The following is a 17,499-nucleotide window of genomic DNA, read 5'->3' on the forward strand; positions in this document are numbered from 1 at the left end:
ACTTCTGAACGTACTAAATTGGTTATGTTATTTTATCATCAAGCCAACCCTCTGTACCATTTAAACTTTTTTATAATAGTGATAAGAATTGTTTTACATGAATGCTTTAACGCACGGAAGCCTATTTTTTAATAATTATGCATAAAATAGATTCAATATTCAATAGATTATCAAGTAGAACAGCGATAGAATTTTTCTTTCGATTATTATAGAAAACAAAAAAAAGGACCTGATCCCAAAGGTCAAATTTCTGACTTTTGGGACCATTCCTTTTATCATATGCCCTACATTACACGTTTAGGGATTGTTCTTGAATAATGTTCTTAGGTTGACGTATGAAGTATATGAATGTGGCTAAGAGGAAGACCCCTGCAAATATAGCCAGAATACCTACGTCAGACCACATAGCGCCGAAATTACCCGTAGAAATAACTGCTTTGTATCCTTCTACGCTATACGTCATAGGGAACCATGGATTGAACACTTGCAACCAACCTGGAATCAATTCTTTAGGGAATGTCCCAGCACTTGTTGTAAGTTGTAGAATAAGAATTACAATAACCATGAATCGTCCTGGTTGATCGAACCATGTTACAAACGTCTGCACTAAGAACATGAACGTAAAGCTTGTGAGTAAGGTAAATAAGAAGAACAGTGGCACACTTTGAACTTCCAGACCTAATCCATACAACATCACTACTGCTGCAAGAATAGATTGAATAATTCCTATGCTACAGAATGCAAATGTGCGACTTACAAATTTATTGAATCCTGAAGCATTTGGTACGCTAGAATCTCTGCTTGGTAATACAATGGTTGAGATAAGTGCACCTACAAACAATCCTAACGATAAGAAGTACGGCGCGAATCCTGTACCGTAGTTAGGTACCTTGCTTACTTTTTCTTCTTGAACGGTTACTGGCTCAGCAAACATATTATACGTCGCTTCAGTTCCTTTTACTTCTCCAGTTGTACCCGCTGCTTCATTTAATTTAGAAGCAAGTTCATTAGAACCGTCTTTCAACTTCACTAGACCATTTTCTAATTCCCCAGCTCCATCAGTTAACTTCTTAGAACCATCAGTAATAGTCCCCACACCGCCGCCTAATTGACTCATACCGCCAGATAACTGTTCTGATCCTGAAGCGATCTTCTCAGCTCCGCCTGCCAATTGTTGACTTCCGGTTACAGCATCACCCATCTTGCTACCAAACAATTTAAGACCATCAGCCAATTTTGTTTGCCCTGATTCTAATTGTGTAACACCTTGAACCAATTTCTCTTGTCCCGCATGTAACTCGGTACTACCTTGTAACAATTGTTGTGCACCTTCACTCAAAGCACTTGCACCACCATGAAGTTTCTGTGCCCCTTGATGAAGCTGTGTAGCACCTTGGGCCAATTGTGTTTGCCCTTGGTTCAATTGCGTAGCACCCTGCAATAATTGTTCCTGGCCTTGACTTACCTTTTCACTACCTTGAGCAACTTCTTGGCTCGCTGCTAACAATTTCTGAACATCAACGTTTGCAGCTAGTTCAGGGTTAGATGCTGCTAATTGCTTCAATCCTTGTGCTACTCCCGCTGCTCCTGTCGCTACTTGCTTACTACCCGTAGCAGCATCCTTTATACCTTGTTCTAGCTTAGTACTTCCCTCAACGGAAGACTCAAGCCCACTTTCCAATTTCGCTGATCCATCTACAGTAGATTGAAGTCCAGTTTCCAATTGTTTAGATCCATCTACAGATGATTGTAGACCTGCTACAATTTTAGCACTCCCCTGTTCGGAAGATGCTAGACCCGCTTGCAATTGAGTAGTCCCCTGTTGAGCTTGTACAGCGCCCGTCTCCAACTGTTTCTGAGCTGCTTGTAGTTGCGTAAGTCCACCTGCAAGTGTTGAGGAACCTTCCTTCAGTTGTGTCGCACCTACACCAAGATCATTTACACCTTGGGTAAGAGGCTTAATACCATCTTGTAACTTTATGGATCCGTCAACCAACTTAACTAAATTATCTTTTAGCAAAGTGGCTCCATCATCCAATTTGCTTGCACCTTCATTAATCTCACTAGCACCATCACCGGCTTCTTTAAAGCCAGTAGAAACCGTTTTGATCTGATCAAATAATGTCTCCGTATATACTTGAGTCACTTTCGCAGATACTTGTGCTCTGATCCGTTCAACTGCAGTACCACCAATTTGTCCTGCCAAGAAGTTATATCCTTCATTAGGCTTAAAGATGATTTCAGCAGGTTCTGGTGTCTCATTCAATAACGTAGTAGCTTTAGAAGAGAAATCCTCTGGAATGAGAATAGTCATATAATACTTATTATCGCTCATTCCAGCTTCTGCTTCTTTCATCGTCACGAATTCCCATTTGAAACCGTCCGTCGTTTCCAGTTCCTTCATTAGATCATCACCGGCATGAAGTGACACACCTTCATAATCAGCACCTAGATCCGTGTTAACTACAGCTACTGGCAGATCTGCCATCTTGCCATAGGGATCCCAGAAGGCCCCTAAGAACATGCCGCTATACATTACAGGAATAAACAGAATAGCAATCATGCTCACCAATAATTTACGGTTTTTGATGGCCGATCCCGCATCTTTCAAGAATACAGATACTGACTTCATAATCATTTTCTCTCCTTAAATTTAACTAATACAATATGACTGCTTTCCTCATTCGGTCATTTTAGAGCGTAGAAAAACTTCTCTACGAATTCGATGCCCCACTAATTTCTACGCACCGCTTCCACAGGAAGTTCGTTTCTAATTATACATTTACATTTCTCACTTCTGCCAACCCTTCTGAGAGAAACAAGCGAAAGTAATGCTTAATCTGTTCCTTATTTAAGGGCTCAGAAGACTTTCTAGATTCTGTAGTTAATGTAATGTACAATCTTAATATGACATTCGCTACAATTTTTGGATCACAAGGTTTTATTTCCTTATTATCCAACGCAAGCTTTAATTCCCGCTCCATATACTCCAATATGACATTCTCTACTTTATCGAGCGCTTCAAGCGCTTGTGGCGTTCCAAAGTCCCGCACCTCATGCGATAACTTAATGAATAGCTCATGTTCTCTACGAAACTCAAGTAAACGATCAAGCACTCTATAAAGGTTATCAAAAAAATCCTTGTCTCTACTGATTTCCCGATCTGAAATCTTCTTCATATCTAAGATGGCTCCATAGAGAATTTCATCAAAGAGTTCTTCCTTATTCGCAAAGAACGTGTAGATCGTTCCCTTACCTACATTTGCAATCTTTGCTACTTGATCCATGGTTGTTGCTTTGTATCCAAATGTTGCAAAGGACTGGGCCGCAGAAGTTAACACTTGCTTACGCCGATCCGTCACAGCCATTATCTCGCCTCCTTCTATTATGATGTTGTTCTTCTAAAGTGACCACTTTTCACTAACGGTCACTCGGTCATGAATCATTCTAACATGCTCATATTTAAATATCAACATCAATTTCATAATTAATTATTTATAAATATTTCCATACTCTTGTCCATATATATTCAATAAATCTATCCCCGTCCAAAGTCTAGGAAGAAAAACCTCCTACAGTCTATTTAGAAAAGTTTGCATCTGACTTATAATAAATACATAATTACATAACAATGCCCCATTTATTGTAAGTGTAAGTTATAGAACGATAAAGAAATAGGTGATCTCATGAGAAAAAAGAGAGTATTACTGTTATCGGAAGGATTCGGAACAGGACATACGCAAGCTGCTCATGCCTTGGCCAACGGAATGAAGATGCTTCATCCACATTTACAATGCAGAGTTATCGAGCTTGGCAATTTCTTAAATCCAACCATTGGGCCTTGGATACTATCTGCGTATCGTAAAACGATAAATACATCGCCAGCCATCATAGGCATGTTCTACCGAAATAAATATGACAAATCGTTGAATAAGCTCACTCAACTTGCTCTTCATCGTATTTTCTATACACATGCTGCTCAAGTCATTTCACAACTTAAACCAGACGTGATTATATGTACACACCCTATTCCAAACAATGTCATTGCGAGATTAAAAAAACAGGGGATTGATGTTCCACTTATTACACTTATCACAGATTATGATGTTCACGGAGCATGGATCAGTCCAGAAGTGAGTCACTACTTAGCATCCTCACCGAAGGTCAAGAACCTGCTGATTGAACGTGGTGTACAACCCGACAAAATCCAGACAACAGGTATACCTGTCCATCCCGATTTCTGGAAGATAGGTGATAAAAACCAACTTCGTAAAGAATTGAAGCTAAAAAGTATGCCCACCGTACTCATCATGAGTGGAGGCTGGGGTCTAACGCTTAAACCTGAGTTACTGCGGCAGTTAACTTCATGGGCAGACCGAGTCCAGCTCATTTTTTGCACGGGTAGCAACATGAAACTTCAAGAAAAAATGGAAGAGAATTCGATGTACGACCACCCGAATATCACAATTCTTGGATATACAGATCAGATTTATAAGCTCATGGATGTATCAGATCTATTGATTACGAAACCGGGTGGTATGACTTGTACAGAAGGTCTCGCTAAAGGAATTCCAATGTTATTCCATGAAGCTATCCCAGGACAAGAAGAGCAAAATAGTCGCTTTTTTGTAAATCAAGGGTTTGCAGAAACGATTCATTCGCCAGATGTTATTGAAAAGTGGTTTCACTTAATAACGGACCACTATGAACAGTTCGAAGCCCGCAGACAACAACCTAAACGTATCGAACCGTACCTACAGCCCGCATACTGCGCTCAGACCGTCTTAAATATGGTTATAGAGCAATCCCATACCCCAACCGCTTGGACGACAGTAAACAACCCTTAGGATACACCAAACAACTCCCCACTATAACAACAGGGGAGTTGTTTTTGGTGATGACATCCTTAATTCAACGAATATGACCATATCAGGACATAAGGAAATACATCTTCGTAGATACACAACAAGATCTAGAGATTAAACAGGACTACTTATAGAAGGAATGATTGCCGATCCTTTTACTAAATGTACGCGTGTTGTGCACTGTTAAATCATCAGCCAGCTTTAAAGATAGGAAATAATACGTATCATCACTAACTTCCTTAAGTCCATTTAGAGCCTCATTAACCGCATGAATCGTATCCTCATTAGGTTGAACACGATCAAATCGCCCGTTAGCTACAGGACTGAACTGATATTTCTGATAAATTACTTTATAAATAGTATTTGGGAAGTTGGCTGACCGCAGCCGGTTTAAGACAACATTGGCAACTGCCACTTTGCCTTGGTACGGTTCACCTTCTGCTTCTGCCATCACGATTTTACGGAGCAGGAGCAGTTCTTTATCCGTTACAGCGTATTGCCAAGTCGAAAGATCTTTCTCATTCTGACTTAACGTCTGGGTCCGAGTAAAGAATAATGCTTTTGGGGGGTTGAGCCGAGAGTTAACCTCGGTCGATTTGTTCACTTGCTCAACTTTTTCCGTTGTCAGTTTCTTACTGTCGGTTGATTTCCCTGAAGTGGTCGCCACTTCTTTTTGCTTCATAAACAATTGTTGATTGTCTTTCAATACGTGAAATGATTCCTGATTTTCTATAACGGACATTAGCAAAGGATTAGATCTATGAATATCTGTTCCTTTGATAACAACAGGCTTGTACAATTTCCCTATATCTTGCTTTTCTTCTATCTGCAACAGCAGACATATCGCAGAGAAACACACTAGAATAACACCAATCAAGAGTGCAACCCAGCGGTTTTGTCTAATTAAATTCATATTTACCTCCCAAAATTCCGGCACTTCCCTAAAATGTAACCGAAAATATAGGTTTTAAATACCCGTTCTAACTATTTTCGAAACATTATATTCAAAAGGAAAATTTGTCCACGACTTCATACATAGGTTGAGAACCCATCTTCGTGGAGAATAGTACAAATTCACTGATATACCAAGGTAATGACTCCAAGGACGGTATAGACGACAATAATGCTTGTCCCTGAAAAGTAGATTCACCTTCGTATTTACGTGCCAAAGTGATATGGGGCCGGTACTCACGTGTTTCTTTATGAAATCCTAATAATTCTGTAGAATTAGTTACTGATTGTTGAAGATGTTCAAGCCGCTCTAGGCTACCTGTGACACTTGCCCACAACACTCTTGGTGATTCCGCTAAGCCAAAGGTGGACCAAGATCCAATGCCTAATGTAAAGGGTGAAGCTTGCGATGCACTATGCCGTAACGACTCACATAGATCTGGAATCCTCTTGGACTCTACATCTCCGAGAAATTGTAGTGTAATATGATAGTCTGCAGGAAATACCCATTTACGGAAAGGAAGATGCTCCTTCCAAAGGGTGCACTGTTCCTCTAACATCCATCGCAGTTCCTCTGTTACTCTTACAGCTACAAACAATCTTTGCGAACCAGTATTTGTTGGATGTGTTCTCATATTTTAGGCTCCTATGCCTGACATAAGATAACTAACATTTGTAATTATAACTGTTTCAGTTCTAATGCTCAACCCGTGTATCTACGCGATGCCACTAAAAACCCCCTCTTACTCACACCACAATTACCTCTCCAAAATATTACAATTCTCAGTCAAATCCAGTAGAACCAAGGCTTCAGAGTGTTCGTATTTTTTAATAAATACCCAATTAAATGTAACCTTTTAGAATATATTGGTCAGATCATATTTTTTTATTTATTATTTTTTCAGCTTTTTACGATGATTTTTTCCCATTAAATCCTATATATATCCTGAAATATCCCAGATGATATGATATATATGGTTCAATCTGTTATGATTTTCATACAGAGTTCACGATCTATCATAGGAGGTTGAAATCATGCATCAAATCATCAGTCTACATCAATTATCACCTCAGCAACTTAACGCAATCCAAGAGATTGCTCCGGGGTACACGATTACGGTAGGGAAAAGCAAAGATTTGGATCCAGAACTTCTCAGAAAAGCAGAAATATTGATAGGATGGTCTAAAGTCATAGAACAACATGTTATCCGTAAGGACAGTCCATTAAAGTGGATTCAATCTTGGTCTGCTGGTGTAGATAAAATGCCTTTGAATCAGTTCTCAGAACAAGGTACCTTATTGACGACTTCCAGTGGTGTGCATGCTGTCCCTATTTCTGAATCCATCTTCGCCATGATACTTGCCTTCTCCCGTGGTATCCAACAATCGATTCAGAATCAACAAGCGAATCGTTGGGATCCCAATGTGGGCCCAGATGGATCCGCCATATTGACAGAATTACGAGGTAAAACCATCGTTATTGTCGGTGTTGGCGAAATTGGTAGTGAGACGGCAAGAATTGCCAAAGCATTTGGTATGAATATTGTTGGCGTAAGACGTTCTGGCAAGTCTGATTCGAACGTTGATACGATGTATACCATGGAACATTTACACCATGCATTATCCCAAAGTGATTACATTGTTAATATTCTGCCTCTTACCGAAGAGACTTATCACATGTTCGATACAGCGGCCTTTAATAGTATCAAACCAGGTTCTTGCTTCATTAATGTAGGACGCGGTCCTACCGTGATTACTGATGCTCTATTGGAAGCATTGGAGATTGGCATTATTCGTTACGCAGGTCTGGATGTATTTGAAGAAGAACCTTTACCAACAGATCATCCACTGTGGAACATGAAACAAGTCATTATGACTTCGCATATTTCGGGAAGCACCGAACATTACAATAAACGTGTCATTGATATTTTTATAGATAATTTAAAGGCTTATATAGAAGGACAAGTTCTCCCACGAAATCTAGTCAATTATAATTTGAAATACTAAGAGCTGAAATATGAGAAGAGCCGAAGGGAGATGGCTCCCCTCGGCTCTAAATATATGATTTAACGAAAAATTTCTAGATTCAGCTAATCTTGTTCAAGCATCTCTTGATGATTTACTTCTTTTTGCAATTGAGTTGTATAGAGTTGATAGTACCTTTCTCTCTGTCGCATGAGTTCTGTATGATGACCACTTTCCACAATCCTGCCGTTCTCCATCACAAGAATTCGATCTGCATGTGTAATGGTAGACAACCTGTGTGCAATGACTAACGTCGTGCGTCCTGCCATCAACTTCAACAGCGCATCCTGAACAAGACGTTCACTTTCGTTATCAAGTGCGGCCGTAGCCTCATCAAGCAATAATACAGGTGCGTTTCTCAAAATGGCTCGAGCAATAGAAATCCGTTGTTTCTGTCCACCTGACAGACGAGTTCCCCGTTCTCCAACTTGTGTATCTAACCCTTCCTCCATTCCCATAATGAAGTCATAAGCATTAGCGCTACGAGCCGCATTTATAATTTCATCCTCTGACGCATCGGCCTTTCCATCTGCAATATTATCTCGTATGGTGCCCGTGAAGAGATGGTTCTCTTGAGGAACATATGCGAAGTAACCTCTCAATTCATGTAAGGACATTTCCGCAATATTGATACCATCAATAGATATCTTGCCTGTTGTTATAGGATAGAATCCAAGTAACAATTTGAATAAAGTCGACTTGCCCCCTCCACTTGCTCCCACAACGGCAACAACCTCACCGCCGGTAGCATGAAAACATACAGAATCAAGGACTGGAATACTGGAACTTGAATATTGAAAGATAACATCACTCATCGTCAAACTACTAAACACCTTATTCGCGTATCCTTCTTCAGGTAAATTTTCAACTTCCGTTGGTGCATCCAGTAAAGAAAATATACGATCTGCACGCCCGAGTGAGCCTTGAAATGAAGCCCACTGGCCCGGCAATTGCATAAACGGTCCTACTAAATAATTCATCAATTGAATGAATGCTAACATCGCACCAACCTCTAAGGAACCTTTAGCAACCCAAAATGCAGCAACTAATATGGCGATCAAAAAAGTTAGATTTCCAAAAACCTCGGAGACTGAAGTCGCTGCACCTTCAACCTTGCCTCCATTTGTCTCCAATTGAACTATCGTAGCATTGTGTCGACTGAATTTACGCAGCAACTTACGCTCTAAACCAAAAGTCTTATACACTGCTACCCCACCCAGTACATCCTGTAGAAAAGCTGACATATGTCCTAACGTTTCCTGTAGTTTCCCTGTATTCGATCTCATTAATTTACCAAATATGCCACCGATCAATACCGTCAAAGGTCCAATGGCTAGACAGATTAATGCTAACTGCCAATGAATGAGAAGCAGATATACGAAGGAGGCCATAATTAGAATAGGATTCTTAATTAAAGACATGAGCGTATGCCCACACCCATCCCCAACCGCTTGATTATCAGTTGTTATACGAGATAATAATTCTCCTGAATGGTTATCATCCCGGTATGGAACACTCACCTTAAGTAATTGCTCCATCGTATCATTACGCATGTCCTTTCGGATGTTCACAGATACTTTCGTTTTCCAATAATGATCTAAGTAAGAATTTAATCCTATGAAGAGTAGTACGACTGTACCTAACCCGATGAAGAATGGCCAACGCTCCATTTCTCCTGCTGATGCAGCATTGGTCACACTCGATAAGAACCAAGCTATCCATAAATCTAAGGCGACACCTAATAACATCGTGAACGTCAGACCCGTATAAAGTAGCCGTTGTCTTTTCATATAAAAGAATAACCTGTTCATCGTCTTACTTTGACTCATCACGAATTCCTCTTTTCTTAGGAAAGATCACGTAAGGTCTGCAAATAATTCTTGATGTCTGTTCTTGCTTTAATAATTCCGAATACTTTAACGCTCTTGAATGTTTCTTGTACTAAGGCAAGAGGGACATTCTGATCAATGATTAGCGTACCAATCACTTTAAGTTCCAATTTCTTATTTCCCCGTTGTAACTCTTCTAGTTCATCTAAAGAATATTTAAACACACCTAACGCACTATATTTGTATGTTGTTGTTTGTTTTATCTCTCCAGAATGAACGATAAGCTGTTGCCGTATAGACTGGCGAATAAAATCTGTCCGATTCGAATAAAACCCTTCCTCCACCAATAAATCAATCTGACCTAAATCCACTGCCCCTAAGTTGATCGTAACTTTTTCTAATTCCGACATCATAATTCCCCCTGTTCAATTAACATCCATATAGCATCCAATAACCATCCCTATGGATGTTATTGTAATATAAAGTTCCTAAAATATCCATCTATTTTTTAAAATAAAAAAAGGATACCATCCATATAGCGGACAATATCCCTCTTCGCACATTATTAACTAAATTATATCTACTATTAACCTATCCTTAATCCAAGTCGTAGATCGAACCTACCTTCAACCCATACAATTCATTGTATATCTTCTCTGCAAAAGCATCTGTCATGCCCGCGATATAATCAATCACCATATGCTCCCATGTCCACATCGGTTGATCTTTCAGCTGATCTTTCTCATATCGTTGTAACCAGTCTGAAGGAATAATCGACTTAGATACTTCCGGATCTAAGAACGCATCCCAGAGTCGCTTGATGATCCATTCGCTTCTTTTTTGCAAACGTTGTACCCGCAAGTCCTTAATCATCGTGACCCACGCAAAACTCTTTAGTACACTAACGGTTCGAAGCATGTCCTCGTTCTCTGCATTGTCCTTCACAAATGTTGCTTTCTTCCAATTACCATCGGCTATAACACCTAGATTACTTACGAAATAACTTACCCAATACGCTTTCACTTCACGTCTTGTACGTGAATAATCATTCTCACATAACGGCATTTTCTCTTTCCATACTTGTAGAAATGAAGACAGCACTTCTTCCACCTTCGGCTGTATCTGTTCTTTCTCCATACCATCCCAGAAAGAATCCTCAAGTGTCGTAATCTTCTCTACAATTAACCGAATAATATAGGGCTCAAATAAGAAATGCTCGTGTACCTCTATCTTCCCCGCTTTAATTCCATCTTCTAAGTCATGGGATGAATACGCAATATCATCGCATAAATCCATTAATTGAGCTTCCAACGTCTTCTTACCATACGGAATTCCCCAACTATTTCGAATCTCCGAAATATATTGCCATTCATGCTGATATAATCCCTTTTTAAGTTCAGTACCTGGAAATGGATATTTGTTTATGCCCAGCAATACCGCATCCGATAGATTTAGACCGTCCACATTCTCTCTTTTCTCAAGGAACATGATTAACCGGAAATTATGTGCATTGCCCTCGAAGTGTTCATATTGCTTCTCAAATCCACTACGAACCTTCATAAGCTGTTCTGGCGAGACGTGTCTGCCCTCGGTTGCAACCTTTACTTTCTCATCAATAAAACGCTCGAGGATGCCATCCAGCACCTCTTCTCCTTTATGCCCAAACGGCGGATGTCCAAAGTCATGTGCAATAGATGCGCATTCAACCACTTCAGGATCGATAACAAGGCCTGGATTATCTGCCATTTCAAGCGTAACCTCTGGATAGGAGCGTAGCAGACTTCTTGAGGCCTCACGGGCTATTTGTGCAACTTCAAGCGAATGCGTCAACCTCGTTCGATAATAATCACCTGTTCCGGCGCCAAACACTTGTGATTTCCCTTGAAGTCTTCGAAACGTCGGAGAGTGTATGAGTCTAGAATAATCTCGTTCGTAGGTAGCACGTGAAGCATCTACCTTCGTTTGTTCGGGATATTGCCGATGTTCTCTTTTCTCTTTGAGTGTCATATTTGAGTCTCTCCTTACTCCGTCATCCATTTCGTATTTGCTATATATCATTATAATGCTCTATTATAAGCGTTTTTGTGCAATGTGCATAAAAAAATGCCTACCCTCGTCTTCACATTGCAGGGTAGGCATATCCTTTCTATAGTAAATACACTAATTTCACTTACACTTTTCTTTACGTCTTGATAGAGAAATACCGCCAAATCCGCTAATAATAGCAATATAAAATCCTAAGTCATACCACCAACCACTATTATAGATTTCGTAGATGCGAATATCCTCCTTAAAGAAGCCAATAATTAATGAGATGGGTGCAATCCATCCATGCCATACTCCCCAGAAGAATCCTGCAGGATCGTCGACGGAATTCTTCCCATCCCCAGGGACACATCCCGTTAAGGAGATGATAAGGAGTAACATTAACGGCATGAGAATCCAGAACTTTTTATTCTTCATCTAGAACACCTCCTATTTTCATGAAGCTTCATTAAATAACTATTATAGATATTCCAGAAGCAAGAGGATCATCCTTAATTCTTTCATTCCACCATGTCCCTGAAACTTATTTATCGGTCCAATCCCAGAGTGTAACTTCACCTATACGTATGCCGGATACAAGTGGATCATCCTTTAACTTCAGTAATTCTTTCGTAGGCCCCGTGACGACAGCACCAAATATTCGAATGCCGTGTTCTTCAACATATGATATCGCACCTTCAATATCATGAAAAGGTGCCAATCGCTTCGTAATCGATGGATATTGTTGGATTAACTTTAATGTTTTGATGAAATTAGCGTTACGAAGATCACCATCCCCATTCGTATCAACAGATGGAGCGGTTGCTGAGCGCATCGTTACCTTCATACCCCACCCTTCCTTACTCTCTGAGATATCCGTAACCGTCATATCATCTGAATGCCAAATAGGACTGCTAGGAAAACCAATAGGCTGGGTAATAACTCCGTTGTTATGATCGAATTTGTTATTGTTCCCAACATCTACAGCAAACCAAACAGCTTCCAGGTTCTTGTCTTTGAACTGAGCTAACAACTCATCTGTTGTAAAGTATTTATGATAGGACACATAGGCTTCGGCTACCGTCCCCTCAGGTAGCTTATTCAGCCGGGTCCAGTCAGCATCACTATTGAAGCCTTCAGATTCAGGTAGCTGAAATATCACGTTATTATATTGTCCCTGCTTATTCCATGCAAAATCATATGTGCGTAAAAAATTAAAAAAGAATGAGCCTGTAAATTCTCCGATGGCAAGACGAGCTGCACCAACCTGCTTCTTAATCTCTCCCGTAAGTTGCATCCCCACATAAGGTCCTGCATTACTACTCAAATTCAGATCCATATTGGGCTGGGTAACCCTCACTGTAGAGATAACGACATCTCGATATTGTTCCCCACGATCAGGTTCACCCCATTGATAGAATACCATTGTACCGATGGAAGTTATCACCGTAAAGACCAGAAACATACTGATCAGCGTGAAAGCTGTGCTCAATCGTGCTTTCCATTTACCTTTTCGTAGAATCCTCGCTTCATTCAAACGGGGTGAATCTGAATGCCATTGTCGAAGTTTAATGTCAGTCTTTTCCCCATCTCCCATCATTTCTTCCATATATGATTGGTAGAGTTCCATCTTCTCAAGCTCACTCTCCATCACGATACGCTCCTCTTCTGGTAACGTACCCTCCATATAGCTTTTCATCTTTCGCTTGAATTCCTCACTCAACTTCATCACTCCTTTCGCGATTCCTCCTCAATCCTTGCCTAGCCCGAAACAGCAATATTTTAAAATGAGATAAAGTCACACCCATAATATTCGCAGCTTCCTGATAACTAAATTGGTTCATATCAAATAATAAGATTGCCTGTTGCTGTAGGTCCGGTAAGGCTGAAATCCATTCTTCAACCTCTTCCATAGTCTCTTTAAGTAAAGTTAGTGCTTCTGGACGTGAAGCTGATGAGTCTGCCAATCCGTGAAAAAACGTATTATCCCGCACTACGCTACGACTTTCTTTTCTCAACATATCGATAAAAGCGTTATAAGCCACTCTGAATAACCATGGTTTTACGTTCTCATCTTTATAATTCTCCAAATGGATATAAGCGCGATAAAAAGTCTCCTGAACCAAATCTTCTGCTGTCGCATCGTCATGGCAAAGCAACCGTAAGTAGCGGTAAACATCCATCATATATTTCCTATACACTTCATCTAATGTGCTGGGTTTCATATTATCTCCCCTCACCCCTATCAACGTACGAAATTCAGAAAAGTTACAACACCTTACAATTGGATCTGTAAATTGTTCAAATAAAAAGAAGAACTTCCCCCCTCTCGTACAGGGTGAAGTTCTTCTTTCACTGACAATTATCACAGTCAACATAATTGAGATTCCTATCCTTTCATCCCACCCTGCAGTCCGAACCCCTTGGACATATACTGCTGAGAGAGGATATACATAATTACGGAAGGAATCGCATATAGCACAGAAAACGCGGCTAATTTACCGTAATCCGCCATACCATATTGACCGAAGAATTGGTATAGCTTCAAAGAAGCTGGGAAGTTCTCAGGGGTTTGCAATAGAATATAGGGGACAAAAAAGTTACCCCAACTTCCGGAGAATGTAAAGATGGCCACCGTACAAATACCAGGAACCATCAACGGTGCGACGACCGTTCGAATGCCAACTAAGACAGATGCCCCATCGATCCATGCTGCTTCTTCCAAATCACTTGGTACTGCATCCATGAAGTTTTTCAGCATCCAAATACCATATGGCATAGATGATGCGACAAAGAATAAAATGACCCCCACGATGTTGTCATATAATTTGATACTTAAGAACAATTGATAGACAGGTACCATAACGGCTGTAATCGGCAAAGAAGTCATAAATAAAATGGTCAACATGAATGACTTCTTATATTTCAATTGATAACGTGACAAAGGATACGCGGCAAGTAATGCTAATATAACAACGATAACAGCTTGGCCAACGGACATAATAAGACCAATGATAAATGCACGTTGATTCACACTATTTGTAATCACATCAACATAGTTGGCCCCGGTAATACGACTAGGAACTTTAAGTGATTGCATCGCATTCGAATCAATAGATGCGACAAAAACCCATAGAAGAGGTAGTAAGAAACAGATTCCGATCACAGCCAGAATCAAATACGGCATAATTCGATAAATGATTAAACGTTGTTTCGTATTCATATGAATTCTCCTCAAAGTTTTGTGAGCGTTACTTCAACGATTATTCTTCTAACAAAACTCGCTACGGAAGCATAAACTTTAGTTTTGTGAGCGTTACTTCAGTTTCACTCTTTCATTGAACGAATATAGAACAAACTCAGGATAATACCAATAAGTAATAGCAATAAGGATATTGCAGTCCCATAGCCTAATTGATAATTGACAAAGGCTTGATTATACATAAAGATCGGCAATGTTGTGGTTGAAGTTCCTGGTCCTCCACCGGTCATCGCATAGATCAGTCCGAATACCCCTAGCGTCTGCAGAGTAACGAGCATCATATTCGTTGTAATAGTATCTTTAATATATGGGATGATGATCTTCGTGAGAATTTGCCATTTAGATGCCCCATCTACAACTGCTGCTTCTTCAATCTCACTCGGCACATCATCTAGTGCAGCTTGGAATATAAGCATAGAAAATGCCGTACCATGCCAAATGTTCGCAAGTATGATGGTAATCATAGGAACGGTATACAACCAAGTAACTTCCGGTATACCAAAGAATGCAATGATGGCATTCAGGGTGCCGTCATCTCCGAAAAAACTATATAGACATAACGCACATACTATTTCAGGGGTTACCCAACCTGCTAACACAATCGTCCCGATGACGCGTCGAAACATCTTATTCTTATGCTTCATCAAGAGAGCAATAAGAAATCCCAACACTTGTTGACCAATAACAGCAGAACCAATCAGGAATATTAGTGTATTCCATATGCTGACTCTAACCGTCGGGTCTTCGAACATACGAATATAGTTATCAAATCCAATAAATTTCAGTTCCTTTGCAGCTTCTCCAGTTAACGCAAGATTCGTGAAGGAATAATAAAATGTTAACAAAATAGGATATATAAAAAACACGAGCATAATGGCTATCGAAGGAAGCAAAAAATATAGCCATGTATATGTTTTTCTTTTCTTATAGGAAACATCAACTGTCACACTACTCATGCATCGTTCTCCTCCCGTACATGAAGATCAGAAAAAACTTCTCGCCCAAGCACGCCTACTCACTAGGTCTGCTTGAGCAAGATTTCCGCTATTATTTTTCCATCACATGATCGTTGCCAGCAATTCTTGTTACGTCCTGAGCGTATTTTTTCATCGCATCCGCTGGAGACATACCCGTAGCGACAGATTCAACCATGGTTTGTATTTGTGTAGACACTTCAGGGTATTTATCTTGTGCTGGTCTAAATTCAGCATTCTTTAAATATTCCGTCGCAATTTCATTGAACGGCAATTTGGTATAACCTGGATCCTTCGCAACATCTGCACGGACCGTTATATTTCCAGATGCAATAACAAGTTTCTGAGTATTCTCTTTATTGAGTGCATATTTGATGAAATCAAATGCCTCGTCTTTGTGCTGCGCATTGCTAGGAACCGATAATGCCCAACCTCCAGCTAATGTGATCGATCCCGGTTCTTGACCTTTGTTTGTTGGCATTGGCGCAAACCCTAACACGTCTTTATACTCCGGCCAAGGTGCCGCACCATTCTCGAAATAATTACCCGTAATCCATGAACCATCAAGTGAGATGGCTAGCTTGCCTTTAGGTAAGTATTCACGAGAAGACGTATTTCCTGCTTGCCCGTTCAATACTTTAGATAAGGGTGGACCTAGTTTTTCTTTGTTAACACTCTCAATAAAGCTCAGTGCATCCAATATCCCCTGACTTTTAATAATCCACTTGCCACTTGCATCATCATAGAGTCTATCCCCTGTTCCATAGAGCAACATTTCGTAGGTCTGCATGGATGTAGCTTCTCCTGTAGCCTTGCCCATGTTCATCCAGATCGGAACGATATCCTGACCAGCCTTTTCCTTGATTGTTCTTGCTGTCTTTAAGACATCATCCCATGACTTTGGTTGCCAATCTTCCGGAAGACCTGCTTGTTTAAATATCTCTTTGTTATACCAGAGTCCTCTGGAATCGGTATTATAGGGAATACCGTATACCTTCCCATCACTCGCTGTAACCCCTTTTTTCATGGCTTCAATAAAGGAACCATTCGTCCAATCTTCCCAACCCTTTAATCGCTCATCTAGGGGTTCAAGAAATCCTGCACTTGCGTCAGAATTCAATATAAACGTGTCTTCCGTTACGATATCTGGCGCCGTATCCTTGGATTTCAGTGCTAAAGCGATCTTTGCGAAATAATCTCCTTCGGATGCTTGAATCGGCGTTGGCTTAATTTCTACATCCTTGTTCGGATAACTGGCCGATACTTCCTTAATCCATTTATAGAACACGCCCTCCTCACCAATTCCGTCATCTCTATAAGTAATCGTGATGGTTTTCTTAGTTGTCTGAGTACTGTTCTTCCCTGTTCCTGCATCACCAGTATCTGTTGTTTTCTCCTTGTTATTTGTACAACCAAATAACAACGATGCACACAATAAAGTAGTTGTGATGAGTAACAACTTTCTTTTACCGTTCCCCATGAATTTCCCTCCCTTGTTTTGCTTGCAGTTAATCAGACTATGACGTCTACTTTTGTATGCGCTTTCTTTGAGTGTTATTTAACATATT

The 17,499-nt window shown here is 40.2% G+C and carries 15 protein-coding genes; 2 read left to right on the plus strand and 13 right to left on the minus strand.

The window, feature by feature from the left end:
- Positions 1 to 289 precede the first annotated feature (289 nt).
- Both PBAT_RS02575 and PBAT_RS02580 read right to left on the minus strand, forming a co-directional pair.
- Positions 290 to 2,632, minus strand: a complete 2,343-nt coding sequence (locus tag PBAT_RS02575; protein WP_068646221.1) for a YhgE/Pip domain-containing protein — start codon at positions 2,630 to 2,632, stop codon at positions 290 to 292.
- 142 nt (positions 2,633 to 2,774) lie between these two features.
- Positions 2,775 to 3,368 carry a TetR/AcrR family transcriptional regulator gene (locus PBAT_RS02580; protein ID WP_068646223.1) on the minus strand — a complete coding sequence of 198 codons (594 nt, stop codon included), beginning with the start codon at positions 3,366 to 3,368 and terminating at the stop codon, positions 2,775 to 2,777.
- 318 nt (positions 3,369 to 3,686) lie between these two features.
- Here PBAT_RS02580 and PBAT_RS02585 point away from each other — a divergent pair, with 318 nt between their 5' ends.
- On the plus strand, positions 3,687 to 4,847 hold the full coding sequence (locus tag PBAT_RS02585; protein ID WP_068646225.1) for an MGDG synthase family glycosyltransferase: 1,161 nt from the start codon (positions 3,687 to 3,689) through the stop codon (positions 4,845 to 4,847).
- Between the two features lie 142 nt (positions 4,848 to 4,989).
- Here PBAT_RS02585 and PBAT_RS02590 read toward each other — a convergent pair whose 3' ends face one another.
- Positions 4,990 to 5,778 carry a cell wall hydrolase gene (locus PBAT_RS02590; RefSeq protein ID WP_068646227.1) on the minus strand — a complete coding sequence of 263 codons (789 nt, stop codon included), beginning with the start codon at positions 5,776 to 5,778 and terminating at the stop codon, positions 4,990 to 4,992.
- Positions 5,779 to 5,869: 91 nt separating this feature from the next.
- Positions 5,870 to 6,451, minus strand: coding sequence for an RNA 2',3'-cyclic phosphodiesterase (thpR, locus tag PBAT_RS02595; RefSeq protein WP_068646229.1), 582 nt, complete (start codon positions 6,449 to 6,451; stop codon positions 5,870 to 5,872).
- 400 nt (positions 6,452 to 6,851) lie between these two features.
- On the opposite strand from thpR, the gene PBAT_RS02600 reads away from it, so the two are divergent.
- The gene (locus PBAT_RS02600; protein WP_068646231.1) at positions 6,852 to 7,823 is read left to right on the plus strand and encodes a D-2-hydroxyacid dehydrogenase; all 972 of its coding nucleotides are present in this window, start codon (positions 6,852 to 6,854) and stop codon (positions 7,821 to 7,823) included.
- A gap of 83 nt (positions 7,824 to 7,906) precedes the next feature.
- On the opposite strand, the gene PBAT_RS02605 is transcribed toward PBAT_RS02600, so the two are convergent.
- From PBAT_RS02605 to PBAT_RS02645, 9 genes are all read right to left on the minus strand, one after another.
- The gene (locus PBAT_RS02605; protein ID WP_068646233.1) at positions 7,907 to 9,670 is read right to left on the minus strand and encodes an ABC transporter ATP-binding protein; all 1,764 of its coding nucleotides are present in this window, start codon (positions 9,668 to 9,670) and stop codon (positions 7,907 to 7,909) included.
- 17 nt (positions 9,671 to 9,687) lie between these two features.
- Positions 9,688 to 10,080, minus strand: coding sequence for a hypothetical protein (locus tag PBAT_RS02610; RefSeq protein WP_068646235.1), 393 nt, complete (start codon positions 10,078 to 10,080; stop codon positions 9,688 to 9,690).
- A 187-nt stretch (positions 10,081 to 10,267) separates the two neighbouring features.
- Positions 10,268 to 11,677 (minus strand): deoxyguanosinetriphosphate triphosphohydrolase family protein, encoded by a 1,410-nt coding sequence (locus PBAT_RS02615; protein ID WP_068646237.1) that lies wholly within the window; start codon positions 11,675 to 11,677, stop codon positions 10,268 to 10,270.
- Positions 11,678 to 11,836: 159 nt separating this feature from the next.
- Complete coding sequence (locus tag PBAT_RS02620; protein WP_068646240.1) at positions 11,837 to 12,133, minus strand: hypothetical protein; 297 nt, start codon at positions 12,131 to 12,133, stop codon at positions 11,837 to 11,839.
- A 106-nt stretch (positions 12,134 to 12,239) separates the two neighbouring features.
- The gene (locus PBAT_RS02625) at positions 12,240 to 13,394 is read right to left on the minus strand and encodes an anti-sigma factor (RefSeq protein WP_169810077.1); all 1,155 of its coding nucleotides are present in this window, start codon (positions 13,392 to 13,394) and stop codon (positions 12,240 to 12,242) included.
- 16 nt (positions 13,395 to 13,410) lie between these two features.
- Positions 13,411 to 13,920: a sigma-70 family RNA polymerase sigma factor gene (locus PBAT_RS02630; RefSeq protein WP_068646242.1), complete on the minus strand. Its 510-nt coding sequence runs from the start codon at positions 13,918 to 13,920 to the stop codon at positions 13,411 to 13,413.
- 164 nt (positions 13,921 to 14,084) lie between these two features.
- Complete coding sequence (locus PBAT_RS02635; RefSeq protein ID WP_068646244.1) at positions 14,085 to 14,918, minus strand: carbohydrate ABC transporter permease; 834 nt, start codon at positions 14,916 to 14,918, stop codon at positions 14,085 to 14,087.
- Between the two features lie 104 nt (positions 14,919 to 15,022).
- On the minus strand, positions 15,023 to 15,913 hold the full coding sequence (locus PBAT_RS02640) for a carbohydrate ABC transporter permease (RefSeq protein ID WP_068646246.1): 891 nt from the start codon (positions 15,911 to 15,913) through the stop codon (positions 15,023 to 15,025).
- A gap of 91 nt (positions 15,914 to 16,004) precedes the next feature.
- Complete coding sequence (locus tag PBAT_RS02645; protein ID WP_068646248.1) at positions 16,005 to 17,411, minus strand: ABC transporter substrate-binding protein; 1,407 nt, start codon at positions 17,409 to 17,411, stop codon at positions 16,005 to 16,007.
- Positions 17,412 to 17,499: the final 88 nt, after the last annotated feature.

Origin of the sequence: Paenibacillus antarcticus (assembly GCF_001637225.1) — a bacterium.
GTDB lineage: Bacteria > Bacillota > Bacilli > Paenibacillales > Paenibacillaceae > Paenibacillus_AQ > Paenibacillus_AQ antarcticus.